This is a genomic window from Pseudomonas sp. TR47, assembly GCF_044143025.1.
GTDB classification, from domain to species: domain Bacteria; phylum Pseudomonadota; class Gammaproteobacteria; order Pseudomonadales; family Pseudomonadaceae; genus Aquipseudomonas; species Aquipseudomonas putida_E.
The window spans coordinates 127,522-153,068 of sequence record NZ_JBHFCS010000001.1; the positions used below are offsets into that span (position 1 = coordinate 127,522).

Below are 25,547 nucleotides of genomic sequence, written 5' to 3' on the forward strand. Positions count from 1 at the left end.
GAAAAATGGAAGCGCGCCATTATACTCATCCACGGCGCGCCGCTCAATGCAAAATAAGGGCCTTCGGTCAGCGTTCTGGCAGTTTTACCTGCACCACCGCCACCGGCTGGTCCAGCCAGTCGGCGAAGCTGTCGAGAAAGGCCTGGGTAAACCCGGCCTCGCCCCAGTTGTTGAAGATGAACCCCAGGTTGGAAAAGGCACATGGCTGCAGGTAAATGAAGCCATTGATGTCGTCCTCGAAGCCGCACAAGGGGCAGGTGAAGTTGTCACTCACCCCCGGCATCCACTCTTCCAGGCTTTCGAACAAGGGTTCGCCCACCTCGCGCCGGCACTCGGGGCAGCCGGCTTCTTCGAGGAAACCCTCGGTGGGGGTATAGATGCAGCGCTTGAGCATCACTTCCAGGCCGTTGACCGGCGCGCCAAACGGCAGCTTTTGCGGGTGCAGGGCGATTTTGCGCGCGCCTTCGGCCAGGGCATGGCCCATGCGGTTGCCGGTGCGACCGCAAGTGGTCAGTTGCTCCTCGACCACTTTTTCGCGCACCAGCCAGCGCAGGATGGCCCGGGCGCGGGCCTCGTGCACCGGCACGGTGGAGAGTTTCGGGACGATGATGCTCTGGGTGTTCATGGGCGAAACGGGCCTGGGGATTGCGGTAATCGCGCAATTCTACCGCTCACGCGCTCAGGTAGCGACCGATCAGCGCAAGGCCGCGGGCGGCGCTCGATTCATCAACGCTGCAACACTCAAGGCTTCACCCGCCCCCACCCCGCTCCTCTATTATCCACCCCCAAAATCTCGCCCCTTGCACTTGGCGCTCCCCACCCACCCCCTTATCATGCCCCCATGATCAAAGACCCCTTCGAACGACTCGGCCTGGACCGCGAGGTTCTCACCGTCAGCCAGCTCAACGGCCGCGCCCGTGTGCTGCTGGAAGACGTGTTCCGCAGCGTCTGGGTGGAAGGCGAGATATCCAACCTCGCCCGCCCGGCCTCCGGCCACATGTACTTCACCCTCAAAGACAGCGGCGCCCAGGTGCGCTGCGCGCTGTTCCGGCAGAACGCCACACGTGTCCGTCAGGCCCTGCGCGATGGCCTGGCAGTGCGTGTGCGCGGCAAGGTCTCGCTGTTCGAAGGCCGTGGCGACTACCAGCTGATTCTCGACACCGTCGAACCGGCCGGTGACGGCGCTCTGCGCCTGGCCTTCGAGGCACTGAAGGAAAAGCTCGGCGCCGAGGGCCTGTTCAGCGCCGAACGCAAAAAGCCGCTGCCCGCCCACCCGCAGCGCATCGGCATCATCAGTTCGCCCACCGGCGCGGTCATCCGCGACATCATCAGCGTGTTCGGCCGCCGCGCCCCGCAGGTCGAACTGAACCTGATCCCAACAGCAGTACAGGGCCGCGAAGCCATTGCGCAGATCGTGCGCGCCATCCGCCTGGCCGACAGCCTCGGTTTCGATGCCCTGATCCTGGCCCGTGGCGGCGGGTCGCTGGAAGACCTGTGGTGCTTCAACGAAGAAGCCGTGGCGCGTGCAATAGCGGCCTGCGTCACGCCGATCGTCAGCGCCGTGGGCCATGAGACCGACGTGTCGATCAGCGACTTTGTCGCCGATGTGCGCGCCCCTACGCCCTCTGCCGCCGCCGAGCTGCTGGCACCCGACAGCAGCGGGCTGCAGCAGCGCCTTGAAGGGTTGCAGCGGCGCCTGCTGCTGCGCATGCAGAACCGCCTGGCCCACGACCGCCTGCGCCTGGAATCGCTGACCCGGCGCCTGCGCCACCCCGGCGAGCGCTTGCGCCAGCAGGCACAGCGCCTGGACGACCTGGACATGCGCATGCGCCGCGCCTTCCTGCAGAGCCTCAACCAGCGCCGCGAACGCCTGGCGCGCCTCGACACACGCCTGGCCGCGCAGCATCCGGGGCGTACGCTGAAACTGCTCAGCCAACGCCTGGACAGCCTCGCCGAGCGGCTGCCGCGGGCCATGCGCGAGGTGCTCAAGGACCGCCGCCAGCGCTTTCAGGCGCAGTTGCAGACGCTGCAGGTGGTCAGCCCGCTGGCTACCCTGGCACGCGGCTACAGCATCCTTCTCGATGAGCGTGGCCAGGCCATCCGCAGTGCCGAGCAAACCCGCAACGGCCAGCGCCTGACTGCCCGCCTGAATGAGGGCGAATTGCAGGTGCGGGTCGAGGACAACCACCTGACTCCGGTCACCCTTTCCCTACTGGACTGACACATGCCCCGCCTGTTTGCCCCTCTGCTTGCCCTATCCCTGTTGTTGCTGGCCGGCGGCGCCCAGGCCAGCTACATCACCCGCATCCTGAACAAGCCCGTCCCGGGCGGCGTTGCCGTGGTCGATCTGGGCCCGGCGGCCACGGCGCCGAGCGCACGCTTCGACGGCAAACCGGTGCTGGTGGTGAAAGAGCAGGACAACTGGCTGGCCATCGTCGGCATTCCGCTGACGCACAAGCCCGGCCCGGCCCTGCTGACCCAGGGCGGGCGCAGCCTGCCGTTCAGCGTGGGCAACAAGAAGTACCCCGAGCAGCACATCACCCTGAAGAACAAGCGCCAGGTCAACCCCAACCCCGCCGACCTCAAGCGCATCGACCGTGAACTGGCCGAGCAGATCAAGGCCTACCGCAGCTTCAGCCCGAACCTGCCGAGCAACCTGGTCCTCGACAAGCCGGTCAGCGGCCCGCTGTCGAGCAAGTTCGGCGTACGCCGCTTCTTCAACGGTGAAGAGCGCAACCCGCATGCGGGGCTCGATTTCGCGGTGCCTGCGGGCACGCCGATCAAGACACCAGCCAATGGCAAGGTGATCCTGGTGGGTGATTATTTCTTCAACGGCCGCACGGTGTTCGTCGACCATGGGCAGGGCTTCATCAGCATGTTCTGCCACATGTCGAAGATTGATGTGAACGTGGGGCAACAAGTGCGTCGCGGCGATGTGGTGGGCAGGGTTGGCTCGACCGGGCGGGCGACCGGGCCGCACATGCACTGGAATGTCAGCCTGAATGATGCGCGGGTGGACCCGGCCATCTTCATTGGTGCGTTCCAGCCCTGATACCGTAGCGCCTTCATCGCCGGCAAGCCGGCTGCCAACCCCTTCCGGGAGCTGGCTTGCCGGCGAAGAGGCCAGCACCCTCGCCTCCGTTAGCTTGATTTGCGCAATCAAAAAATACAGCGCAATAAGCTCGAATCCCGAGATAAATAACAGCCATAAAATCTCGCCATTTAGCTTTTTTTAAGCATTTATCTCAATTTTTCGCCAGCGCTTGCCATCCCTCAACCCACTGGTTAGGGTTGAGGGCATGAAAACCTTCAGCACCCTCATCCTGCTCCGACAACATCGCAGCCTCTGCCTGGTCAGCGCCCGACTACCAGGCTGATCGCGTCGCCTCGCCTCTTCATCTCGTTATTGCTCGGCAGGCCCGATCTCGGCCGCACACAAAAGGATTGCTTCCATGACCATGCTCAAAGACCCTTCGAAGAAGTACCGCGCCTTCCCGACCATCGACCTGCCAGACCGTACCTGGCCGTCGAAGACCATCACCGAAGCGCCGATCTGGTGCAGCTCGGACCTGCGTGATGGCAACCAGTCGCTGATCGAGCCGATGGACTCGGAGAAGAAGCTGCGGTTCTGGAAGACCTTGGTGCAGGTTGGCGTGAAGGAAATCGAAGCCTCGTTCCCGTCCGCCTCGCAGACCGATTTCGACTTCGTGCGCACCTTGATCGAAGACGGTCACATCCCGGATGACACCACCATCCAGGTGCTCACCCAGGCCCGTGAAGACCTGATCGCGCGCACCTTCGAATCGCTGCGCGGGGCCAAGAAGGCCATCGTCCACCTGTACAACGCCACCAGCCCGTCGTTCCGCCGCATCGTCTTCAACCAGGACAAGCAAGGCGTGAAAGACATCGCGGTGAACGCGGCCAAGCTGTTCGTCAAGTACGCCGCCCAGCAGCCGGAAACCCAGTGGACGTTCCAGTACTCGCCGGAAACCTTCAGCGCCACTGAGCTTGAGTTCGCCAAGGAAGTCTGCGACGCGGTCATCGAAGTGTGGAACCCGACGCCTGAGCACAAGGTCATCCTCAACCTGCCGGCCACCGTGGAAGTTGCCACGCCGAACATCTACGCCGACCAGATCGAGTGGTTCTGCCGCAACATCAGCCGCCGCGACAGCGTGATCATCAGCCTGCACTGCCACAACGACCGTGGCACCGGCATCGCCGCCACAGAACTGGGCCTGATGGCCGGTGCCGACCGTGCCGAAGGCTGCCTGTTCGGCAATGGCGAGCGTACCGGCAACGTCGACCTGGTGACCCTGGCACTGAACCTCTACACCCAGGGCATCGACCCACAACTGGACTTCTCCGACATCGACGGCGTGCGCAAGGTGGTCGAAGAATGCAACCAGCTGCCGGTTCACCCGCGTCATCCGTATGTCGGTGACCTGGTACACACTGCGTTCTCCGGCTCGCACCAGGACGCCATCCGCAAGGGCTTCGCCAAGCAGCAGGAAGGCGAGCTGTGGGAAGTGCCGTACCTGCCGATCGACCCGGCCGACATCGGCCGCAGCTACGAGGCCGTGATCCGCGTCAACAGCCAGTCGGGCAAAGGCGGCATCACCTACCTGCTCGAGCAGGAGTACGGCATCAGCCTGCCGCGCCGCATGCAGATCGAGTTCAGCCAGGTGGTTCAGGGTGAAACCGACCGCCTTGGCCTGGAAATGACCGCGCAGCAGATCTACAGCCTGCTGCACAAGGAATACCTCCAGGCCAACAGCCCGTATGCGCTGGTCAGCCACCGCCTGCAGGAAGAAAACGGCCACAGCGCCGTAGAAGTGGAAGTCGCCGGTGAAGGCGAGACTACCCTGCACTGGCGCGGCAAGGGCAATGGCGCCCTCGAAGCCCTGGTAGCCGGCCTGCCGATTGCCGTGGAGATCATGGACTACAACGAGCACGCCATCGGTGCCGGCACCAATGCCAAGGCCGCGGCCTACATCGAGTTGCGCGTGGCCGGTGGCCGCCCGGTGCACGGCGTGGGTATCGATGAGAACATCACCACGGCCAGCTTCAAGGCACTGTTCAGCGCGCTGAACCGCTCCCTGAGCCAGCAAGAGGCCAAGGCTGCGTAAGCTGAGGTTCGATGTCCAAGAGCCCGCATCCCTGATGCGGGCTTTTTTTTTGCCTGTGCGGGCCCTATCGCCGGCAAGCCGCCCCCCACAAGTTCATGGCCAGTGAGGCCTTTGCAGGAGCCGGCTTGCCGGCGATAGGGCCCGCACAAGCAGCACAAATCTGCAGATAAAAAAAAGGGCGCCGACCAAGCGCCCCATAAGCCGTAAAGCACACAACAAATTCAGTATCAGTCCAGCAAAGCCATCGCCTCGGCGCTGCACGCTTCGATCCGCGCCCAGTCGCCGTTCTTGATCCAGCTGCTGTCGAGCATCCAGGTCCCACCCACGCACATCACGTTAGGCAGCGCCATGTAGTTGCGCACGTTGGCCGGGTTGACGCCACCGGTAGGGCAGAATCGAATATCACCGAACGGGCCACCAAAGGCCTTGATCGCTGCCACGCCACCACTGATTTCCGCCGGGAACAGCTTGAAGCGGCGATAACCCAAGGCATAACCCATCATGATTTCCGAAGGCGTGCTGATACCCGGCAACAATGGGATATCGCTGTCGACTCCAGCTTCGAGGATGTCCTGAGTAATCCCCGGGGTAACGACAAACTGCGCGCCCGCCGCCTCGACTGCGGCAAACATGCCGCGATCGAGCACCGTACCAGCACCGACACACAGTTCCGGACGCTGTTCACGCAGCACCTGGATAGCCTTAAGGCCATACTGTGAGCGCAGGGTTACTTCCAAGGTGCGGATACCACCAGCGGCCAGGGCATCGGCCAGCGGCAAGATATCTTCCTCACGGGCGATGGTGATCACCGGCAGGATGCGCGCCGCCCCACAGATCGCATCGATCCGGGCGGCTTTCTCGGCCATCGAGAGCAGAGGCTGGGGGCGTTCAAGGGTGGTCATGACAGTGGATCCTTTGCTCATGGGCACCAGTAGATGTCCAGGGGGTCGTGAAGAAAGGCGCGAATCGGCATTTCATTGAAGTCGTTGCCCGCCAGCGCGGCGCGCAGGGTAGCGAGTTTGCCCGGGCCCTGCACGGACAGCGCGATGAAAGCGGCGCTGGCCAGCAGCGAACGGGTCAGCGAGAGGCGCTGGTGCGGCACGCTCGGGGCCAGCAACGGCAGGCAACGGCGCTTGCAGTTCAGGTCCAGGCCCTCGGCAAGATTCGGGCTGTTGGGGAACAGCGAAGCCGTATGGCCATCGTCGCCCATGCCCAGTACCAGCACGTCGATAGCCGGCAGATCGGCCAGTGCCTGGTCGGCCTTGACAGCCGCTGCGTCGAGGTTTTCGGCCTGCTGATACAGGCCGACGAAACGAGCCTTGGCAGCGCCCCCCTGGAACAGATGGCGAGCCAGCAAACCGGCGTTGCTGTCGGCGTGCTCCACCGGCACCCAGCGCTCGTCGGCCAGGCTGACGGTGACCTTCGACCAGTCCAGCGCCTCGGTCGCCAGCTTCTCGAGGAACGGCACCGGGCTGCGGCCACCGGACAACACCAGGCAGGCCTGCCCTTTCGCGGCAATGGCTGCGCGCAAACGGTCGGCCACATCAGCAGCCAATGTTGCCGAGAGCGCGCGGGCATCATTGAGTTGATGCGCCTTGACGGTAGTCGGCAGTTGCAATTCAGATATCCCCATACCACGCCCTCCCATCACGTGTAATCAGTGCAATCGAGCTCATCGGCCCCCAAGACCCCGCCGCGTACGGCTTGGGCGCATCGCCGGCGCTCTGCCAGCCCGCGATCAACTGGTCGCACCATTTCCAGGCATATTCGATTTCATCCTTGCGCACGAACAGGTTCTGGTTGCCGCGCATCACCTCAAGCAGCAGGCGTTCGTAGGCATCCGGAATCCGCGCGGTGCGCCAGGTGTCGGAAAAATTCAGCTGCAAGGGGCCGCTGCGCAGTTGCATGCCTTTGTCCAGGCCCTGCTCCTTGGTCATCACCCGCAAAGAAATGCCTTCACTGGGTTGCAGGCGGATGATCAGTTTGTTGCCGACCTGCAAACGTTGCTCCGGGGCGAAGATGTAGTGCGGCGTCTCCTTGAAGTGGATGACGATCTGCGACAGCTTCTGCGGCATGCGCTTACCGGTACGCAGGTAGAACGGTACGCCCGACCAGCGCCAGTTACGAATGTCGGCACGCAGGGCGACGAAGGTTTCCGTGTCGCTCTGGGCGTTGGCGTTGTCTTCTTCCAGGTAACCCGGCACCGGCTTGCCGTCGCTGTAGCCGGCAATGTACTGGCCGCGCACCACGCGGGTACTCAAGCCCTCGCCGGTGATCGGCGCAAGGGCTTTGAGCACCTTGACCTTCTCATCGCGGATGCTGTCGGCCGACAGCTCGCTGGGCGGGTCCATGGCAATCAGGCACAACAGCTGCAGCAGGTGATTCTGAATCATGTCGCGCAGCTGCCCGGCCTTGTCGAAATAGCCCCAGCGGCCTTCGATGCCGACCTTCTCGGCCACGGTGATTTCCACGTGGGAGATGGAGTTCTGGTTCCACTGGGTTTCGAACAGGCTGTTGGCGAAGCGCAGGGCGATCAGGTTCTGCACCGTCTCCTTGCCCAGGTAATGGTCGATGCGGTAAACACGGCTTTCCGGGAAGAACCGCGCCACGGCGTCGTTCACCCGGCGCGATGACTCAAGATCGTGCCCGATGGGCTTTTCCAGCACCACACGGGTGCGCGCGGCGAGGCCCGCCTTGTCGAGGTTTTCGCAGATCGCGCCATACACGGCAGCCGCAGTGGCGAAATAGGCAATCAACGGCAGCTGGGCAGGTGCCTGCTCGGCCAGGGCCTGGTAGCCCTCCGGCTGCAGGAAGTCCAGGTGCTGGTAGCTCAGACGCCCCAGAAAACGCCCCAGCGCCGCAGGCTCCAGATCGGCCTCCGCCACGTGTTTGCGCAGATGAGCCTCGATGGTATTCAGGTGCTCCTGCACGCTGCCAGGCTCGCGGGCCAGCGCCAGCAAGCGAGTATCGGCGTGCAGCAAATTGGCGCGGTCGAGCTGGTAGAGCGCAGGAAACAGCTTGCGCAATGCCAGGTCGCCCAGGGCGCCGAACAGGGCAAAGGTGCAAGGTTCAACACTGATCGCAGCCATGATGTTGGTTCTTTCCTAAAGTTGGCCTAGGAATACCGCTTTCACATACGGTTTTCAAGAGAAAATGTAGTAAAAACCACAACATTACACACAAGTGTTACAGATAAGTGGTGCGCCACCCGTACCAACAGTACGATAGACGACCGTGCAAAAAGCCTGCTGCTTCGCCAGCCGGCTGTCTTCCCGACCCAAGGACACACCCATGGACCGCGTGCGAAACCTCCTGGAGCAGATCCAGGGACGCCTCGACGAGCTGAACAAGGCCGAACGCAAAGTCGCCGAAGTCATCCTGCTCAACCCGCAACAAGCCACCCGTTTCAGCATTGCCGCACTGGCCCAGGCGGCCAAGGTCAGCGAACCGACCGTCAACCGTTTCTGCCGTTCGTTCGGCGTCAGCGGTTACCCCGAGCTCAAGCTGCAGCTGGCGCAAAGCCTGGCCAGTGGCGCGGCCTATGTCAGCCGCGCCGTCGAGGCCGATGACGATCCAGCAGCCTACACCCAGAAGATCTTTGCCAGTGCCATCGCCTCGCTCGACAGTGCCTGCCAGCAGCTTGACCCGCAGCAGGTCAGCCGCGCCGTGGACATGATGATCCAGGCCCGGCAGATCCACTTCTTCGGCCTGGGCGCTTCTGCCCCGGTAGCCCTGGACGCCCAGCACAAGTTCTTCCGTTTCAACCTCGCCGTCTCGGCCCACGCCGACGTGCTGATGCAGCGCATGCTGGCTTCTGTGGCCCACACGGGCGACTTGTTCGTGATCATCTCCTACACCGGGCGCACCCGCGAACTGGTGGAGGTGGCGCGCCTGGCCCGGGAAAACGGCGCCTCGGTGCTCGGCCTGACCGCCGCCGGCTCACCCCTGGCCCAAGCGTGCAGCCTGAGCCTGCACATCCCGCTGCCGGAAGACACCGACATCTACATGCCGATGACGTCGCGGATCATCCAGCTGACCGTGCTCGACGTACTCGCCACCGGGATGACCCTGCGCCGCGGCGTGGACTTCCAGCCGCACCTGCGCAAGATCAAGGAAAGCCTCAACGCCAGCCGCTACCCGATCGAGGACGACGAACTCAGCTGAGCCGGTGCGCCTGCAGCCGCAGATGAGCGCGCTGGCCCGGCGCCAGGCTCAGACCTTCACCGCTGCCGCTGGCCGCCTCGACACAGACGAAACCCTGGCTCTCGCGCCCGCTCACACCCATCAACGGGCGGTTGCCTGGGTGCCAGACCACAGTATCGTCGCTGTCACCCGTATCGATGCACAGCTCACGCTGCCAGGCGGGGTCCTGCAACTGCACGCGTGGCGTGCCGGGGTAGACCTTCTGGCAGCCGCCCTTGAGCTTCAATGCGCCCTCCTCGCGGCAGGCTTGCCGGCTCAGACGGTCATAGCCCTCAACATCTTCAAGCCCGGACAGCGCTATCTCGGAAACGTCACTGATACGCCAGTAGGCCAGCAGTGCATGGCTCAACTGGCAGGGTTCGCTGTCCTGGTGCTCGGTACTCAGGCTCAGTTCCATGCGGCGGCCCAGGCGGGCATGCAGGTCGACCTGCCAGTCGCACAAGTCCAGGCGCCACTTCAGGCTCACGCCCTCCTCGTCCTCCCGGCTGTCCACCAGCTTCCAGTCCAGCAGGCGCGCCCAGCCATGGGCCGGCCACAGGTCCTCGCTGGGGTGGCGGCCATACCACGGCCAGCACACCGGCACGCCGCCACGGATTGCCCCCACCTGCGGCCACTGTTCGGCGCACCATAGCCAGGGCCGCTCGCCGGCCGGCTGGAAGTGCAGCAACTGTGCGCCCTGACGGCTGAAAACCGCCTGGCAGCAGGGGTGATCGATGATCAGCACATCGCGCTGCTGGTAACGCTCCCACTCGAATGTCGGCCTCGGCCTCTGTACGGAAAAGAAGCGATGTAGCGGATGTTCAGGCATGGTTCCAAGCTCTTGTTGTTTGAGATAGCGCTGTCTCGGCCTATCCCCGACAACCACTGCAAGCCAGTGGATGCCGGGAGCCGTTTTTGGATTGGCGTAAATTTACAACAAATGTGCTCAGAATGACGACTGAATCTTCAACCCTGCGACCAGCGCGTTGTCCACCTCATCCACGCCACCCGGGCTCTTGATGTACTGAAGGTTCGGGCGCACGGTCAGCCAGTTGGTCACATGGAAGCCGTAATAGAGCTCGGCGTTGTACTCGGTACGCTGCAGCGGCACGAAGCCCGGGTTGTCGTAGTCATTGATGCCGCTCTGGGCGTTGAGCTGTTCGGCGCGCTTCTTCACATCATCGTTGACGTGGATGCGGGCGACACCAAAGCCGATATCATCCTTGGGCCGGGCATCGAAGGCACCTTTGTAGACCAACCCCACCTGCTGGTAGTTGTCGACCACGTTGGTGGCCTTGTCGTGCACGGTGAAGTTGGCGAACAGGCTGAGACCGCGGCTGACGTCGCCGCCGTGGGCGGTGACCTGCTGCTGCGCAACCACCCACCAGCCGTGTTTGCTGGAGTGTGACTTGAAGCCGGCGCCGCTGATCCCTTGCGGGTTGCCATTGACGTCTTCGTAGACGTCTTCGGCGTCAGCCGTGCTGTAGTAATAGCCCAGGCGGTACTCGCCCGGCAGGCCGTTGACCTTGGGCGACCAGACGGCCTCCACCGGCAGGATCGCACCCTTGGTGCCGCTGCCGCTGAGCTTGAAGCCGTTGCCGGTTTCCAGGTTGGAGGGGTTCTGCTCGAACGCGCCGACCTGCACGAAGAACTCCGGCGTGATGTTGTACTTGACCCGCAGCGCCCACTGGCTGACCGGCCAGTTGTACCAGATGCCGCCGACCCAGTTGCCCACCTGCGATCCACAGAAGGCCAGGTTCTGGAAGTCGCAGGGGAAGCTGTTGAAGTCCTCGCCCTCGCCGAAACGGCCGAATTTCACATCCAGGGCACCGTCGAAGTACTTCTGCTTGATCCACATCTGGGTCAGGCGCCAGGTCTGGCCGCGGCCCCACACCTCCTGCACCGAACTGAACTGGCCGGCACGCGGGTCGCTGATGCGGTCATTGGAGAGGTTGCGGCCACTGCGCTCGGTGATCGCCAGCTTGAACTCGGCATCGTGCCAGCCAAGGATCTTCTGCAGGTCCAGGTGCGCGCCGAGGGCGAACTGGTCACTGTAGCGTGCGGTCTTGTCGTCGTTGTAGCCGCCATTGAGGTTGCCGGCGACCTCGCCCACATAGTCGAGGGTGAAGTCATAGCCTTTTTCCAGCAGTTCGGTGCGGGTACCGCCCCAGTCGCCGGTCATCCATTTCGATTCGCTGGAGAAGGCCTCGGCGGCCTGCACCCCGCTACTCCCAACCATGGCCAGCAGGGCCAGCGAGCCCAAGGTCCTTATGCGATTGCGCTGTTCCATCCCTTTGCGTCCTCTTTTTCTTATTGATGGTTTCGACGATTCAACGGCTCTTGAGGTGAGTCACGTTGTCCTTCAGTGAAGCGTTGGCAGTATTCAAGTCCAGGCGTTCGCCGCTGGCGGCGTCGAACAGCAGCACCCGTGCCGGGTCGAACTGCAGGTTCAGGCTGTCACCGACCCGGCACGCCACATCCGGCGCCAGGCGGCAGCACACTTTGGTCTGGTTGAGGGTGACGAAGACCAACAGGTCAGGGCCGGTAGGTTCGGTTACCTGCACCTCGGCGCGAATGCCCGGCAGGCCGTTGCCCTCCCCCGCACCCAGGCTGATTTGCTCCGGGCGGATGCCGAGGATGATCTCGCGCCCGTCCAGCTCGTCGCCGGCCACGCCCAACGGCAGCTCGCAACGTGCCTGGCCGCTGTCGAGCAGGGCCAGCAGGCGCCCGTCCTGCCTGGCCAGGCGTACCGGTATGAAGTTCATCGGCGGCGAGCCGATGAAGCTGGCAACGAACTGATTGGCCGGGTCGTTGTAGATCTGCTGCGGGGTACCGAACTGCTGAATGATGCCGTCCTTCATCACCGCAACCTTGTCGCCCAGGGTCATGGCCTCGATCTGGTCGTGGGTGACATACACCGTGGTGGTCTTGAGCCGCTGGTGCATCAGTTTCATTTCCGTGCGCATCTCGACGCGCAGCTTGGCGTCGAGGTTGGACAACGGCTCGTCGAACAGGTAGATCTTCGGCCGCCGCGCCAAGGCGCGGCCCATCGCCACCCGCTGCTGCTGGCCACCGGACAACTGCGCCGGCTTGCGTGAAAGCAGGTGTTCGATCTGCAACAGCTTGGCCACACGCGCCACTTCCTCGTCGATGGCAGCCTGCGGCATCTTGCGGATCTTCAGGCCGAACTCGATGTTCTCGCGCACGCTCATGGTCGGGTACAGCGCGTAGGACTGGAACACCATGGCGATATCACGATCCTTGGGGCTCATACCGCTGACATCCTGGTCATCGATGAGAATCGCGCCACCGGTGATGTTCTCAAGGCCTGCGATGCAGTTCATCAAGGTCGACTTACCGCACCCCGAAGGGCCGACCAATATCAGGAATTCGCCGTCTTTGATCGACAGCTGGATGTCCTTGAGCGTATCCGGCAGGCCGCTGCCGTAGGTCTTGTTCACATTACGAAGTTCAAGCGTTGCCATGACTTACCCCTTGACGGCGCCGGCTGTGAGCCCGCGAACGAAATACTTGCCTGCCACCACATAGACCAGCAGGGTTGGCAGGCCAGCGATCATCGCCGCCGCCATGTCGACGTTGTATTCCTTGGCCCCGGTACTGGTGTTGACCAGGTTGTTCAGGGCTACGGTGATCGGTTGCGAGTCGCCACTGGAGAACACCACGCCGAACAGGAAGTCGTTCCAGATCTGGGTGAACTGCCAGATCAGGCAGACCATGATGATCGGTGTCGACATCGGCAGGATGATGCGGCGAAAAATGGTGAAGAACCCGGCACCGTCCAGGCGTGCGGCCTTGACCAGCGCATCGGGAATGCTCACGTAGAAGTTGCGGAAGAACAGCGTGGTGAAGGCCAGGCCGTAGACCACATGCACCAGCACCAGGCCACTGGTGGTGCTGGCCAGGCCCAACTTGCCGAGGGTGAACGAGGCTGGCAGCAGCACCGTCTGGAACGGCAGGAAGCAACCGAACAGCAGCAAGCCGAAAAAAAGCTGCGACCCGCGGAAGCGCCACATCGACAGCACATAACCGTTGAGCGCACCGATGGTGGTCGAAATCAGCACCGCCGGTACGGTGATCATGATCGAGTTCCAGAAGTACCCGCTGACCGTGCTCCAGGCCTTGACCCAGCCGATGCCGCTGACCACGGTCGGCCAGCTCAGCAGGTTGCCGGTACTGATGTCCTCCGGGGTCTTGAAGCTGGTCAGCAGCATCACCACCAACGGCACCAGGTAAAGCAGCACGGCCATCAGCAATACAGCGTGAATGGCGATGCGGCTGATGCTCGGCACCGCTTTATCGACAGGGCTATGCATGGCGTTTGCTCCGCAGCTCCGAGTACAGGTAAGGCACGAGGATCGCCAGGATCGCCCCGAGCATGAGGATGGCGCTGGCCGAGCCCATGCCCATCTGGCCGCGGCTGAAGGTGAACGAATACATGAACATCGCCGGCAGGTCGGATGAGTAGCCCGGGCCACCGGCGGTCATTGCGGCCACCAGGTCGAAGCTCTTGATCGCGATGTGCGAGAGGATCATCAGCGAACTGAAGAACACCGGGCGCAGGCTCGGCAGCACGACGGTCCAGTAGATGCGTGGCAGGCTTGCGCCATCCATCTGCGCAGCACGGATGATCGACTGGTCGACCCCGCGCAGGCCGGCCAGGAACATCGCCATGATGAAGCCCGAGGCTTGCCACACGGCGGCGATCACCAGGCAGTACACCACCCGGTCGGGGTCGATCAGCCAGTCCAGGCGAAACCCTTCCCAGCCCCAGTCACGCAACAGCTTGTCCAGGCCCATGCCAGGGTTGAGCAGCCACTTCCAGGCGGTACCGGTGACGATCATCGATAAAGCCATCGGGTACAGGTAGACCGTGCGGATGAAACCTTCGCGGCGGATGCGCTGGTCGAGCAGCACCGCCAGCAGCACGCCGATGGCCAGGCTGATACCGATGAACAGCCCGCCGAACACCAGCAGGTTCTTGCTGGCCACCCACCAGCGATCGTTGTCGAACAGCCTGGCGTATTGCGCAAGGCCCGCCCACTTGTAAGTCGGCAGGAAGGTCGAGGTGGTGAAAGACAGGACGAACGTCCACAGGATGTAGCCGTAAAAGCCCACCAGGACGATGAACATGCTGGGTGCCAGCACCAGCTTGGGTAGCCAGCGCTGCAGAGCGTCCAGGGGAGAGGCCCGCAGTCGGGCGGTTGCTGTAGTCATGATTCACCTTGAAGGCACTGCCCATCTGCTGTAGGAGCGGCCTTGCGTCGCGAAAGGGCTGCGCAGCAGCCCCAGGGGCTCGAGAACAAAGACAGACCGTCGAACCTGGCTTGCAGGCCTGGGGACCGCTTCGCGGTCCTTTCGCGACACAAGGCCGCTCCTACAAGAGCAATCGTGCCTGCCTTGAGCTTGGTTACTTGGCCGATCTGATCGCCGCCGCCAGCTTCTTCGCTGCATCGGCAGGGTCGGCCTTGGGGTCGTTGATGTAGTTGGTCACCACATCGAAGAAGGCGCCCTGCACGGCCAGCGTGGTGGCCATGTTGTGCGCCATGCTCGGCTGCAGGCCGCCGGTTTTGGCGTCGGCCATGAAGTCCTTGGCAGAAGTCTGGGCGCAAGCGTCGAAGCCGTAGGTGCCCATGTCGGCGAGCATGTCGTTACGCACGGGAATGGAGCCTTTGTTGATGCTGAAGACCTTCTGGAAGTCCTGGCCAAGCACCTTCTTGGCGATGTCCTGCTGGCCAGCGGCCGTGCCCTCGTCGTTCTGCTTGAACACCACCAGTGAGTCGATGTTGTACAGGAAAGCCTTGTCGGTACCAGGGAACGCGACGCACTGATAGTCCTTGCCGGCGGTCTTCTTGGCCAGGGTCCACTCGCTCTTGGCCCAGTCACCCATGATCTGCATGCCAGCCTTGCCATTGATGACTTTGGCTGCTTCCAGGTTCCAGTCCTGGCCTTTGCCGTCGGGGTCCATGTAGGTGGCGACCTTCTTCAGCTCGGTCAGCGACTTGACCATCTGCGGCCCGGTCAGCGTGGCTTCATCGAGGTCGACCAGCGCTTTCTTGTAACCGTCCGCCCCCATCACCGACAGCACCACACTCTCGAACACCGTGCTGTCCTGCCATGGCTGGCCGCCATGGGCGAGCGGGATGAAGCCGGCGGCCTTGAGTTTGTCGGCGGCGGCGTAGAATTCGTCGAGGGTGGTCGGCGCCTTGTCGATGCCGGCCTTCTTGAACACTTCGGGGTTGATCCACAGCCAGTTGATGCGGTGGATGTTCACCGGCACGGCCACGTAGTCACCTTCGTACTTGACGGTGTCGGCGACCTTCTTGTCGAGCAGCGAGTCCCACTTTTCTTGCTTGGCCACATCCTTGAGCACATCCGGGTCCAGCAGGCCGGTGGCAGCCCAGTCCTGGATGTCCGGCCCCTTGATCTGGGCAACGCCGGGCGGGTTGCCGGCCACGGCGCGGCTCTTGAGCACGGTCATGGCCGTGGCGCCACCACCGCCGGCAACCGCACCATCCTTCCAGGTGAAGCCATCCTTCTCGACCTGGGCCTTGAGCACATCGACTGCCGCTTTTTCACCACCGGATGTCCACCAGTGAACCACTTCGACACTGCCTTTGGTGTCGGCGGCGAGAGCACTGAGCGGGAACAGGGAGGCGAAGGAAATCGCGGCAGCGAGGCGGAGAGTCGAATTCATCGGAGTACCTTTCTTGTTGTTATGCCGGGCAAGTCGAGCGCTTGCATTGCATGGAGTCTAATCAGAGTGCCCGCTGCGCCAGGTAACGAAGCGATGCGTGAATGTCATCGTTTGGTTACATTGCGCGCCAGTGCGCTCGCCAGGCTGGGTGCCAGGGGCAGCGTTGGCAGCAGTACAGCCTGGTAGGCGTGATAAAGGTCTGGCTTGCCTGCCCAAATCGTCGCCGCTGGCTGGTTGTCCGGGCCGAGTTCGTGGTGCCAGCTTCCGGCTGCGCGGTCGATGAAATGAGTGTCGATGAACGTCCAGAAGCGCCGGTACCATTGCTCGTACTGCTGCTCGCCGGTTCGCCGCAGCAGCGCTGCGGCGCTGGCGCACGCTTCGGCATGCACCCAGTGCAGGCGCTCGCGCACCCTGGGCTGATTGTCCCAGCCCAAGGTGTAGACGATGCCCTCGGCACCATCGACGCTCCAGGCATGCTGGCAGGCATTGGCGAACAGGCCCCGCGCGCAGGCCAGCAGCCATGCCGGGGCAGGAAGCCCGGCCTGACGCCGCGCAGCCTCAAGGTGCAGGACCAGACGGGACCACTCGAACGCATGGCCAGGCGTTGTGCCGTATGGGCGAAAGTGATCTGCGGGATTGTCCCGGTTGTATTCGGGCAGCGGTTGCCAGTGCACATCGAAATGTTCGATCACTCGGTAGTCACTGGCGCCAGCATGGCCGTGAATGATGCGCTCGACGATACGCAGGGCGCGCTCCAGCCAAAGTACATCGCCCGTCACATCGGCCAGGGCGAGGAAGGCCTCAGTGGCGTGCATGTTGCTGTTGGCGCCGCGATAAGCTTCAGGCTGCTGCCAGTCGATGGAGAAGGACTCGCGCATCGCACCCTCTTGCTCGCTCCAGAAGCGTTCCTCGATGACCCGTATCGCCTGCGCCAGCAACCCCTGTGCTCCCGCAGCGCCCGCCACGACGGCAGAGCTGGCGGCAAGCGCGACGAAGGCATGCAGGTAAGCCGCCTTGCCGTTGTCGCCCTGGCCGTACGGGCGGGCGAACCAACCGCCGTACCCGGCGTCGCGCAAAGGCCCGCACAAGGCCTGCACACCGTGCTGCACCAATGCCAGGCAGCCTGGTGCCCCCTGAAGGTGGGCCAGGGCAAAGCTGTGGGTCATGCGTGCGGTGTTCATGGTTTCGGCGACAGCCGTAGGGGGCAGCTTGCCGCGGGCGTCGAGATTGCCGAAACCTTCAGGGGCTTGCGAGGCCTTGGCGAAAGAGAGCAGCCGCTGGCCTTCGCTTGTGAGCCAGGCGGTATGTTCCGGGGAATCGATGTAGTCCATGCGCCCGTTTCTTCCCTGTGTGAGGTTTGCAGATTCTAGCCAGCCGTCCTGGCTGGGATGTCACGAAGGCTTGCGGTTATGTCACCGGTCGGTGACATACCTTCACTCAACGCCACGCGGCAGATAAAGGGTCACGCGCAACCCACCCTCGCGCAAATTGAGCAAGCTCACCTCACCCCCATGGCTATGGGCGATGTTGCGGGCGATCCCCAGCCCCAAGCCATACCCTTGCTGCTGCCCGGCGAGCCTGAAATGCGGCTCGAACACCTGCTCAAGCTGCTGCTGTGGCACACCCGGCCCGTGGTCATCCACCTGCAGGACAAAGCCCTGTGCGCTGTCGATGATGCGCAGGCGGGCCCGCTCGCCGTACTTGATGGCATTGTCTATCAGGTTGCCGATGCAGCGGCGCAAGGCCAGCGGCTTGCCGGGGTACGGCGCCAGGGCCTGGCCTTCGACGGTGATGCGGCCATCCCCCAGATACGGCTCGGCGAGAATCTCCAGGACCTGGTTGAGGTCGACCGGCTCGATGTTCTCGTGGATGTCAGTGTCTTTCACGCATTGCAAGGCGCCTTTGACCAACAGCTCCAGCTCATCCAGATCCTGGCTGAACTTGGCCTGCAGGCGCTCATCTTCCAGCAGTTCGACGCGCAGCCGCAGCCGAGTGATGGGCGTGCGCAGGTCGTGGGAAATGGCGCTGAACAACTGGCTGCGCTCGGTGAGGTAGCGGCTGATGCGTTCACGCATGCTGTTGAACGCACGCCCCACCTCGACCACCTCGCTGCCACCGCCCTCGGGCACTGGCGCCACATCGGCGCCCAGCGACAGGTCCCGCGCGGCCCGCGCCAGGCGCTTGAGCGGCCAGCTCTGCCAGTGCACCAGCAGGCCGATGAACAGCAGCAGCAAGGCGGTGGTCAGGACGATGAAGCCGATCTGCTGGCGTGGCAGGCGCTCGGCTTCAAGGCTGGTGTAGGGCTCAGGCAGCAACGAGGCGATGTACAGCCACTCGTCTTGGCCCAGGCGAATCTGCGTGACCAGTACAGGCGGATTGAGTGGTTCCAGGGTCAGCGAGTAATGCGCCCAGGAACGCGGCAGCTCATCGAGCTTCAGGCCGCTGTTGAAGATGCGCAGGTCATCGGGGGCGACGAACTCGACGGAAACTTCCATCTGCGCGCCCAGCCGCTCATGCAGTACCTGCTGGAACACATCGATCACCGCCTGCTTGCGCGGTGTTATGGGCAATACCGGCATGTCCAGCGGCTTGTCGTTGAGCGACACGAAAAAACGCGTACCACCCATGCTGCGCAACTGGTCCAATACCATCGGCCGATAAGCCACCGGCAAGGAACGGAAATAACTGACGCTGGCACTCATCGAATGGGCCAGGCTGCCGGCACTGGCGCGCAAGCCCTGAAGCTGGCTGGCACGTAACTGCGCGACCCAGATGACGCTGGACAAACCTTGAGCCAACAACACCACCAGCAAGGTCAACAGCAGCATGCGCCCCAGCAGCGAGCGCGGCACCAGGCGCCAGCGCCGCTCAGGAAGCACAGCAGACATGCGCAGCCAGCAGGTAGCCACTGCCGCGCACAGTGCGGATCAGCCGTGGCGGTTTGTCGGTGTCGCGCAGACGCTGGCGCAGGCGGCTGACCGCCATGTCAACGATACGGTCCAGCGGCATCGGCTCGCGGCCACGGGTAGCATTGCCGATGGTATCGCGGTCGAGGATCTGCTGAGGGTGATCGAGAAACAGCTTGAGCAGGGCGAAATCGGCACCGGAAAGGATCACCTCTTCGCCATCGCGGTGGAACAGGCGGTGGCTGACCGTGTCCAGGCGCCAGTCGTCGAAGGCCAGTACCGCTGTGGCTGGCGCGGCCTGGCCGAATTCTGCGCGACGCAGCAGGGCCTTGATTCGCGCCTGCAGTTCCCGCGGGCTGAACGGTTTGCCCAGATAATCGTCCGCACCAAGCTCAAGGCCGATGACCCGGTCGGCCTCGTCGGAGCTGGCGGTCAGCATGATGATCGGCACCCGCGATTGACGCGGGTGCTGGCGCACCCAGCGACACAGGCTGAAGCCGTCCTCGTCGGGCAGCATCACATCGAGAATGACCAGATCGCAGTGAGTGTTTTCCAGCGCGTGGCGAAAACCCTGGCCATCGGCTTCGGCGTGCACCTGGAAACCGGCGCGACTCAGGTAGGTTTGCAACAGTTCGCGGATTTCCTGATCGTCGTCGACCATCAGGATCGATTTTCCGGCAGTGCTCAAGGTATCCCGCCCTCTTGTTGTCACAGGTCTTTTGCCTGCTGTGAGGGCCGCAAAGCGGCCCTCTATCAATGATCCAGAGCCTGCTGTAATGCCACGCCGGCGCCCAGCAGTCCAGAAAACTCTGCCGTCACCAGCCACACCGGCACACCGGCGAAGTAACCGCTCATGCAGCCCTTGTCGGCAAAACTTGCAGCGAACCCGCTGCGCATGAACAGTTCGGCAAACCGCGGGATGACGCCGCCAACAATATAAACACCACCGCGTGCACCCAGGGTCAGTACATTGTTACCTGCCACGCGCCCCAGGAAGCGGCAGAACTGTTCGACCACCGCCAATGCCCGTGGCTCACCACTCAGGGCGGCATCGGTAATTTCTGCGGGGGTCTTGTACCGTACCGTATCACCGTCCAGCGCACAGATGGCCTGGTACAAACGCAGGAGGCCACCACCGCTGAGCACGGTTTCAGCGCTGACATGGCCAATCTGCCCATGAATCTGCTGATGGATCGCCGCTTCGCGGGCATTGCCCACCGGCAGGTCGACATGCCCTCCCTCACCGGGCAGCGCCAGCCAATGCTGCTCACCGAGGCGCAGCAGGCTGCCGACGCCAAGGCCGGTGCCCGGACCGATCACCAGTGCAGGTCGCGCCGGGTCGGCCTGGCCGGGGCAGACCTGGCGCACCTCGTCCCCTTGCAGGCGGGTCATGCCCAAGGCCATCGCCGTGAAGTCGTTGATCAGCAGCAGCTGTTCGACCTGCAACGTCTTGCAGAACGCGCTGCGGCTCAGCCGCCAATGATTGTTGGTGAAGCGAAATTCATCACCGTCGACCGGCCCGGCCACCGCCAGGCACACCGCCGACAGCCCGCCACGCTCGATACCCTGGCTCTGCAGGTAGGCTTCGATGGCCTGCTCCGGGCTGGTGTAGTCAGCGGTGGCGAAGACCTTCACCTGATGCAGCTGGTTGTCACGCCACAACGCAAACCGGGCATTGGTGCCACCGATGTCGCCAACCAGCAGGTCCTTCATTTGAGGTTCTCCAGGGCCGAGGTAAAGGCGCTGGCGCCCTGCTCGGCCGAGCTGAACGCCATGCGCATGAAGCCGAACAGCTCGCGCCCACAGCCCAGGTCGTTGCCCTGTGGCGCAGGTGGCAGGTCGCGGCGGGCCAGTTCCTCGGCCGACACCTTGAGCTGCAGCGTGCCTTCGACACCATCGACCCGCACGATATCACCATCGCGCACCCGCGCCAGCGGTCCACCATCAAAGGCTTCAGGGCAGACATGGATTGCGGCCGGGATCTTGCCCGATGCGCCTGACATGCGCCCATCGGTGACCAGTGCCACTTTATAGCCGCGGTCCTGCAGCACACCGAGGAACGGCGTCAGCTTGTGCAGCTCCGGCATGCCGTTGCAACGTGGCCCCTGGAAACGCACCACGGCCACGAAGTCGCGCTCCAGTTCGCCGGCCTTGAACGCATCGGCCAGCGACTGCTGGTCCTGGAAAACCCGGGCCGGGGCCTCGACGACCTGGTGCTCGGGGGCCACCGCGGACACTTTCATCACGCCACGCCCAAGGTTGCCTTCCATCACCCGCAAGCCGCCTTCGGCCGAGAACGGCCGCGCCACCGGGCGCAGGATGGTCTCGTCCAGGCTCTGCTGCGGGCCTTCGCGCCAGACCAGCTTGCCGTTGTCGAGGAACGGTTCCTGCGTGTAGCGGCGCAACCCGTGGCCGGCGACGGTGTTGACATCCTCGTGCAGCAAGCCGGCATCGAGCAGCTCACGGATCAGGAAGGACATGCCACCGGCGGCCTGGAAGTGATTGATGTCGGCCTTGCCATTGGGGTAGACGTGGGACAGGGTCGGCACCACCTCGGACAGGTCGGCCATGTCCTGCCAGGTGAGCTGGATGCCTGCCGCCTGGGCGATCGCCGGCATGTGCAGGGTGTGGTTGGTCGACCCCCCGGTGGCATGCAGGGCGACGATGGAGTTGACCAGCGATTTCTCGTCGACGATCTCGCCCAGCGGCATGAAGCTGCCACTGGCCTTGGTCATGCGCGTCACTTGCTGCGCGGCCTCGGCGGTCAGCGCGTCGCGAAGCGGGGTGTACGGGTTGACGAACGAGGCCCCCGGCAGGTGCAGGCCCATCACTTCCATCACCAGCTGGTTGGTGTTGGCAGTGCCGTAGAAGGTGCAGGTGCCCGGGCTGTGGTAGGACTTCATCTCCGACTCCAGCAGTTCCTCACGGCTGGCCTTGCCCTCGGCATAGCGCTGGCGCACATCGGCTTTCTGCTTGTTGGAGATGCCGGAAACCATTGGCCCGCCCGGTACGAAAATGGTGGGCAGGTGACCGAAGCGCAGCGCGCCCATCATCAAGCCGGGGACGATCTTGTCGCAGATACCCAGCATCAGCGCAGCGTCGAACATGTTGTGCGACAGCGCCACCGCAGTAGACATGGCGATCACTTCACGGCTGGCGATGGCCAGCTCCATGCCAGGCTCACCCTGGGTCACGCCATCGCACATGGCCGGCACACCGCCAGCGAACTGGCCGACGGAGCCAACTTCGCGCAGTGCCTTCTTGATCTGCTCGGGGAAATGCACATACGGCTGGTGCGCCGAGAGCATGTCGTTGTAGGCCGAGACGATGGCCACGTTGGCGGCATTCATCAGGCGCAGGCTCTGCTTGTCGTCGGCGCCACACCCGGCCACGCCATGGGCGAAGTTGGCGCACTGCAGGCTGGCCCGCATGGGTCCGTCGCTGGCCGCGCCGCGAATCAGCTGCAGGTAGCGTTCACGGGTGGCACGGCTGCGTTCGGTCAGCCGTTGGGTGACCTCAAGGATGCGCGGGTGCATGTACTGGACTCCAGGCTAGCGGTAAGGGCGGTTTACCGGGCATTTCCCCTCCAAACGATTGCGGCCTAGGCTCCTGTGTAAGAGACCCTGCGCATCGAGGCGGCGGCTTGCCCGACCACTCGTTGTATATTTAAACAAAATACTGCCAGTAAAAAGGCTTGTTTTCTATCGCTGAGTGAATAATCTTGTAATTCCAACAACAAAACCGTTTCAGTGAAGCTTCATTTTGTGCCACAGGTTTCACTCGAACTGCCAGAGGTACTGCCATGACACTACGTATCGCCATCAACGGATTCGGCCGCATTGGTCGCAATGTCCTGCGCGCACTGTATACCCAAGGCTACCGCCACGACCTGCAGGTCGTCGCCATCAACGACCTGGGCGACAGTGCCATGAACGCCCACCTGCTCAAATACGACAGCGTACACGGTGCTTTCGATGCGTCGGTGGAAGCTGATCACGAGAGCCTGACGGTCAACGGTGACCGTATCGCGGTGAGCGCCATCCGCAATCCGGCCGAGCTGCCCTGGAAGGCTGAAGCGATCGACGTGGTGTTCGAGTGCACCGGGCTGTTCACCGACCGCGCCAAGGCCGCGGCGCACCTGGCGGCCGGGGCTGGCAAGGTGATCGTCTCGGCACCGGCCAAGGGCGCCGACGCCACCGTGGTATACGGCGTCAACCATGACATTCTGCGCGCGTCGCACCAGGTCATTTCCAACGCCTCCTGCACCACCAACTGCCTGGCGCCGATCGCCCAGGTACTGCACCGCGAGTTCGGCATCGAGCAGGGGCTGATGACCACCATCCATGCCTACACCAACGACCAGGTGCTGACCGACGTCTACCACAGCGACCCGTACCGTGCGCGCTCGGCCACCCAGTCGATGATCCCGAGCAAGACCGGCGCTGCCGAAGCCGTGGGCCTGGTGTTGCCGGAACTGGCCGGCAAGCTGACCGGCATGGCGGTACGGGTACCGGTGATCAACGTGTCGCTGGTCGACCTCACCGTCAACCTCAAGCGCGAGGCCACGGCCGAGCAGGTGAACCAGTTGTTCCTCGAAGCCAGCCGGCATTCCAAGGTACTCGGCTACAACGCCCTGCCGCTGGTCTCATGCGACTTCAACCACAACCCGTTGTCGTCGATATTCGATGCCAACCATACCCGCGCCAACGGCAGGATGCTCAAGGTGCTGGCCTGGTATGACAATGAGTGGGGGTTCTCCAACCGCATGCTGGATAACTGCCTGGCATTGTGCAGCGCCCGCTGAGCGCAGGCACTTGCTGCGGTAGGAGCGGCCTTGCGTCGCGAAAGGGCCGCGCAGCGGCCCCAACTATATCTCTGGCGCTCAGAAAACCTTGGGGCTGCTCTGCAGCCCTTTCGCGACGCAAGGCCGCTCCTACCGACAATCTTTACCTTTTCCTAACACTTCCAGGCTTGACCTTCAGGCAAGATGATAAGCATTATCATTCACCTTTCGTCGGCCAGGTCCCCCTGTGAGTCAGTCCCGGTTCAACTCTGTCTTCCTCGTTCAGCGCCTCCCCCTATTGCGGACCTTGCAGCGCATGGTCGGCAACCCCAGCACCGCCGAGGACCTACTTCAGGAAACCTACCTGCGGGTGTCCCGCGCTCTGGGGGAGCGGCCCATCGAACACCTCGAGCCCTTCGTCTTCCAGACCGCGCGAAACCTGGCCCTGGACCATCTGCGCACGCGCCGGGTGCAAGCGCGCATGCTGGTCGACGATGTGCCCGAAGAAATCCTGCACAACGTCGCCGCGCCGCTGAGCAGCAGCGAGGATGCCGCACACGCCGAGCAACTGCTCAAGCACCTGAGCGTCAGCCTCAACCAGTTGAGTGAGCGTCAGCAGCGTATTTTCATCCTCAGCCGCCTGCACGGTGCCAGCTACGTGGAAATTGCCGGGCAACTCAATGTCTCGGCCAGCACGGTCCAGAAGGAGCTGAAACTGATCATGGCAATCTGCATGGGTGTGGCCGAACGCCTGAAGTAAGACGACCGCTGGCCACCCGAGCTCGGCGAAGCGCTTGCCACGCCCCGCCTTAGCCTTGATCATTCGGGAAAATCATTTCAAGGATTCACCGTGACCGACAGCCCCGCCCCTCGCCCGCCGACCGCAGGGCCCGACGCCCGCGCCCGTGCGATGGACGAGGCGCTGGACTGGCTGGTCCGCCTGCAATGCGCCACCGAAGCGGACACGCTGGCCTTCGAGCAGTGGCTCAGCGCCGCGCCGGAAAACGCCGTGGCCTACGTCGAAGCCGAAGCCCTTTGGAACGGCACGCCGGTGCGCCAGGCCGCCACACAAATGCATCAGGTGCGGCGCCGCTCTGTACGCGGGCGTCTGCGGGCTCACTGGAAACCCCTGGCGACCGCCGCAGTACTGCTGGTCGGGCTGTTCACCGTGGGCAACTTGCCGATGCGCCTGCAGGCCGACCACCTGACCGTGGTGGGCGAACGCCAGCGCCTGCAACTCGATGACGGGGCCAAGGTGCTGCTCAACACCAACTCGGCTTTCGCCAGCGACGTGCGCGAAGGCCGTCAGGTGGCGCGGTTGCTACAAGGCGAGGCGTATTTCCAGGTACCCGGTGGCACCCAACCACCACTGGAAGTTCAGGCCGGCCCGCTGCGGGCACAGGTGCGCGACACCGATTTTGCCGTGCGCTACCTCGATGGTGAGGCACAGGTCCGGGTGCAGCGCGGCGACGTCGACCTGCAGGCCGCCAGCGACCAGCGTATCCGCCTCAGCGCCGGCGACAGCATCAGCGTCGGCCCGCAAGGCTTCGGCCAGCGCCAGCGCCCGGACATGCACAAGGACCTGGCCTGGGTCGATGGGCGCCTGGTGTTCGAGAACTGCCCGCTTAGCCAGGTGCTGGCCGAAGTGCGGCGCTATTACCCAGGCTGGATCATCAACCGCAACGCCCACCTCGAAGACATGGCGGTGACCGGCAACTACCGCCTCGACCAGCCGCTGGAGACCTTGCGCGCCCTGGCCCACATCACCTCGGCGCAGCTGCACGAATACCCCGCCGTGGTCATTCTCAACTGACCTGAAAATTATTTTTACGCGA

At 63.4% G+C, this 25,547-nt stretch carries 22 protein-coding genes; 7 read left to right on the forward strand and 15 right to left on the reverse strand.

Annotated elements, in window-relative coordinates; all coding sequences use genetic code 11:
* Window positions 1–67 precede the first annotated feature (67 nt).
* Window positions 68–625, reverse strand: a complete 558-nt coding sequence (locus tag ACEWE8_RS00620) for a hypothetical protein (RefSeq protein WP_046784400.1) — start codon at window positions 623–625, stop codon at window positions 68–70.
* Window positions 626–841: 216 nt separating this feature from the next.
* On the opposite strand from ACEWE8_RS00620, the gene xseA reads away from it, so the two are divergent.
* The 3 genes from xseA to leuA all read left to right on the forward strand — a co-directional run bounded on the left by xseA (window position 842) and on the right by leuA (window position 5,126).
* Window positions 842–2,221 (forward strand): exodeoxyribonuclease VII large subunit, encoded by a 1,380-nt coding sequence (xseA, locus tag ACEWE8_RS00625; RefSeq protein ID WP_046784402.1) that lies wholly within the window; start codon window positions 842–844, stop codon window positions 2,219–2,221.
* 3 nt (window positions 2,222–2,224) lie between these two features.
* Entirely contained in the window at window positions 2,225–3,052 is an 828-nt protein-coding gene (locus ACEWE8_RS00630) for a peptidoglycan DD-metalloendopeptidase family protein (RefSeq protein ID WP_046784403.1), read from the forward strand.
* Window positions 3,053–3,452: 400 nt separating this feature from the next.
* Window positions 3,453–5,126 carry a 2-isopropylmalate synthase gene (leuA, locus tag ACEWE8_RS00635; protein ID WP_039603780.1) on the forward strand — a complete coding sequence of 558 codons (1,674 nt, stop codon included), beginning with the start codon at window positions 3,453–3,455 and terminating at the stop codon, window positions 5,124–5,126.
* A gap of 227 nt (window positions 5,127–5,353) precedes the next feature.
* Here leuA and ACEWE8_RS00640 read toward each other — a convergent pair whose 3' ends face one another.
* From ACEWE8_RS00640 to zwf, 3 genes are read right to left on the reverse strand one after another with little or no spacing between them, the layout of a single operon-like run.
* Window positions 5,354–6,028 (reverse strand): bifunctional 4-hydroxy-2-oxoglutarate aldolase/2-dehydro-3-deoxy-phosphogluconate aldolase, encoded by a 675-nt coding sequence (locus tag ACEWE8_RS00640; RefSeq protein WP_046784404.1) that lies wholly within the window; start codon window positions 6,026–6,028, stop codon window positions 5,354–5,356.
* 17 nt (window positions 6,029–6,045) lie between these two features.
* Complete coding sequence (gene pgl, locus ACEWE8_RS00645) at window positions 6,046–6,759, reverse strand: 6-phosphogluconolactonase (protein WP_046784405.1); 714 nt, start codon at window positions 6,757–6,759, stop codon at window positions 6,046–6,048.
* Window positions 6,746–8,215: a glucose-6-phosphate dehydrogenase gene (zwf, locus tag ACEWE8_RS00650; RefSeq protein ID WP_046784406.1), complete on the reverse strand. Its 1,470-nt coding sequence runs from the start codon at window positions 8,213–8,215 to the stop codon at window positions 6,746–6,748. Before zwf ends, pgl begins: the two co-directional genes overlap by 14 nt.
* Before the next feature lie 211 nt (window positions 8,216–8,426).
* Between zwf and hexR the strand changes: the two genes are divergently transcribed.
* Window positions 8,427–9,290 carry a DNA-binding transcriptional regulator HexR gene (hexR, locus tag ACEWE8_RS00655; protein WP_174141604.1) on the forward strand — a complete coding sequence of 288 codons (864 nt, stop codon included), beginning with the start codon at window positions 8,427–8,429 and terminating at the stop codon, window positions 9,288–9,290.
* Here hexR and ACEWE8_RS00660 read toward each other — a convergent pair.
* From ACEWE8_RS00660 to edd, 11 genes are all read right to left on the reverse strand, one after another.
* Complete coding sequence (locus ACEWE8_RS00660) at window positions 9,283–10,137, reverse strand: D-hexose-6-phosphate mutarotase (protein WP_046784407.1); 855 nt, start codon at window positions 10,135–10,137, stop codon at window positions 9,283–9,285. The genes hexR and ACEWE8_RS00660 overlap by 8 nt on opposite strands.
* 117 nt (window positions 10,138–10,254) lie before the next feature.
* A complete protein-coding gene (locus ACEWE8_RS00665) occupies window positions 10,255–11,547 on the reverse strand; it encodes a carbohydrate porin (protein WP_223255080.1) in 1,293 nt (430 codons plus the stop codon).
* A gap of 91 nt (window positions 11,548–11,638) precedes the next feature.
* Window positions 11,639–12,793: an ABC transporter ATP-binding protein gene (locus ACEWE8_RS00670; protein WP_046784409.1), complete on the reverse strand. Its 1,155-nt coding sequence runs from the start codon at window positions 12,791–12,793 to the stop codon at window positions 11,639–11,641.
* 3 nt (window positions 12,794–12,796) lie between these two features.
* A complete protein-coding gene (locus ACEWE8_RS00675; RefSeq protein ID WP_046784410.1) occupies window positions 12,797–13,642 on the reverse strand; it encodes a carbohydrate ABC transporter permease in 846 nt (281 codons plus the stop codon).
* Window positions 13,635–14,543 carry a carbohydrate ABC transporter permease gene (locus ACEWE8_RS00680; protein WP_012316021.1) on the reverse strand — a complete coding sequence of 303 codons (909 nt, stop codon included), beginning with the start codon at window positions 14,541–14,543 and terminating at the stop codon, window positions 13,635–13,637. The genes ACEWE8_RS00675 and ACEWE8_RS00680 overlap by 8 nt, the downstream gene beginning before the upstream one ends.
* A gap of 193 nt (window positions 14,544–14,736) precedes the next feature.
* Window positions 14,737–16,023, reverse strand: coding sequence for an ABC transporter substrate-binding protein (locus ACEWE8_RS00685; protein WP_046784411.1), 1,287 nt, complete (start codon window positions 16,021–16,023; stop codon window positions 14,737–14,739).
* Window positions 16,024–16,127: 104 nt separating this feature from the next.
* A complete protein-coding gene (locus ACEWE8_RS00690; protein WP_046784412.1) occupies window positions 16,128–17,354 on the reverse strand; it encodes an AGE family epimerase/isomerase in 1,227 nt (408 codons plus the stop codon).
* Window positions 17,355–17,456: 102 nt separating this feature from the next.
* Complete coding sequence (locus tag ACEWE8_RS00695; RefSeq protein WP_046784413.1) at window positions 17,457–18,911, reverse strand: ATP-binding protein; 1,455 nt, start codon at window positions 18,909–18,911, stop codon at window positions 17,457–17,459.
* The gene (gene gltR, locus ACEWE8_RS00700) at window positions 18,892–19,617 is read right to left on the reverse strand and encodes a two-component system response regulator GltR (protein ID WP_046784414.1); all 726 of its coding nucleotides are present in this window, start codon (window positions 19,615–19,617) and stop codon (window positions 18,892–18,894) included. The genes ACEWE8_RS00695 and gltR overlap by 20 nt, the downstream gene beginning before the upstream one ends.
* Window positions 19,618–19,682: 65 nt before the next feature.
* Window positions 19,683–20,642, reverse strand: a complete 960-nt coding sequence (locus ACEWE8_RS00705) for a glucokinase (RefSeq protein ID WP_046784415.1) — start codon at window positions 20,640–20,642, stop codon at window positions 19,683–19,685.
* Entirely contained in the window at window positions 20,639–22,465 is a 1,827-nt protein-coding gene (edd, locus tag ACEWE8_RS00710; RefSeq protein WP_046784416.1) for a phosphogluconate dehydratase, read from the reverse strand. Before edd ends, ACEWE8_RS00705 begins: the two co-directional genes overlap by 4 nt.
* 266 nt (window positions 22,466–22,731) lie before the next feature.
* Between edd and gap the strand changes: the two genes are divergently transcribed.
* The 3 genes from gap (at window position 22,732) to ACEWE8_RS00725 (ending at window position 25,525) form a co-directional block, all read left to right on the forward strand.
* Window positions 22,732–23,733: a type I glyceraldehyde-3-phosphate dehydrogenase gene (gap, locus tag ACEWE8_RS00715; RefSeq protein ID WP_046784417.1), complete on the forward strand. Its 1,002-nt coding sequence runs from the start codon at window positions 22,732–22,734 to the stop codon at window positions 23,731–23,733.
* Between the two features lie 226 nt (window positions 23,734–23,959).
* Window positions 23,960–24,472, forward strand: a complete 513-nt coding sequence (locus ACEWE8_RS00720; protein WP_046784418.1) for an RNA polymerase sigma factor — start codon at window positions 23,960–23,962, stop codon at window positions 24,470–24,472.
* A gap of 90 nt (window positions 24,473–24,562) precedes the next feature.
* Window positions 24,563–25,525 (forward strand): FecR domain-containing protein, encoded by a 963-nt coding sequence (locus ACEWE8_RS00725; RefSeq protein ID WP_046784419.1) that lies wholly within the window; start codon window positions 24,563–24,565, stop codon window positions 25,523–25,525.
* The last annotated feature ends 22 nt before the right edge of the window (window positions 25,526–25,547 follow it).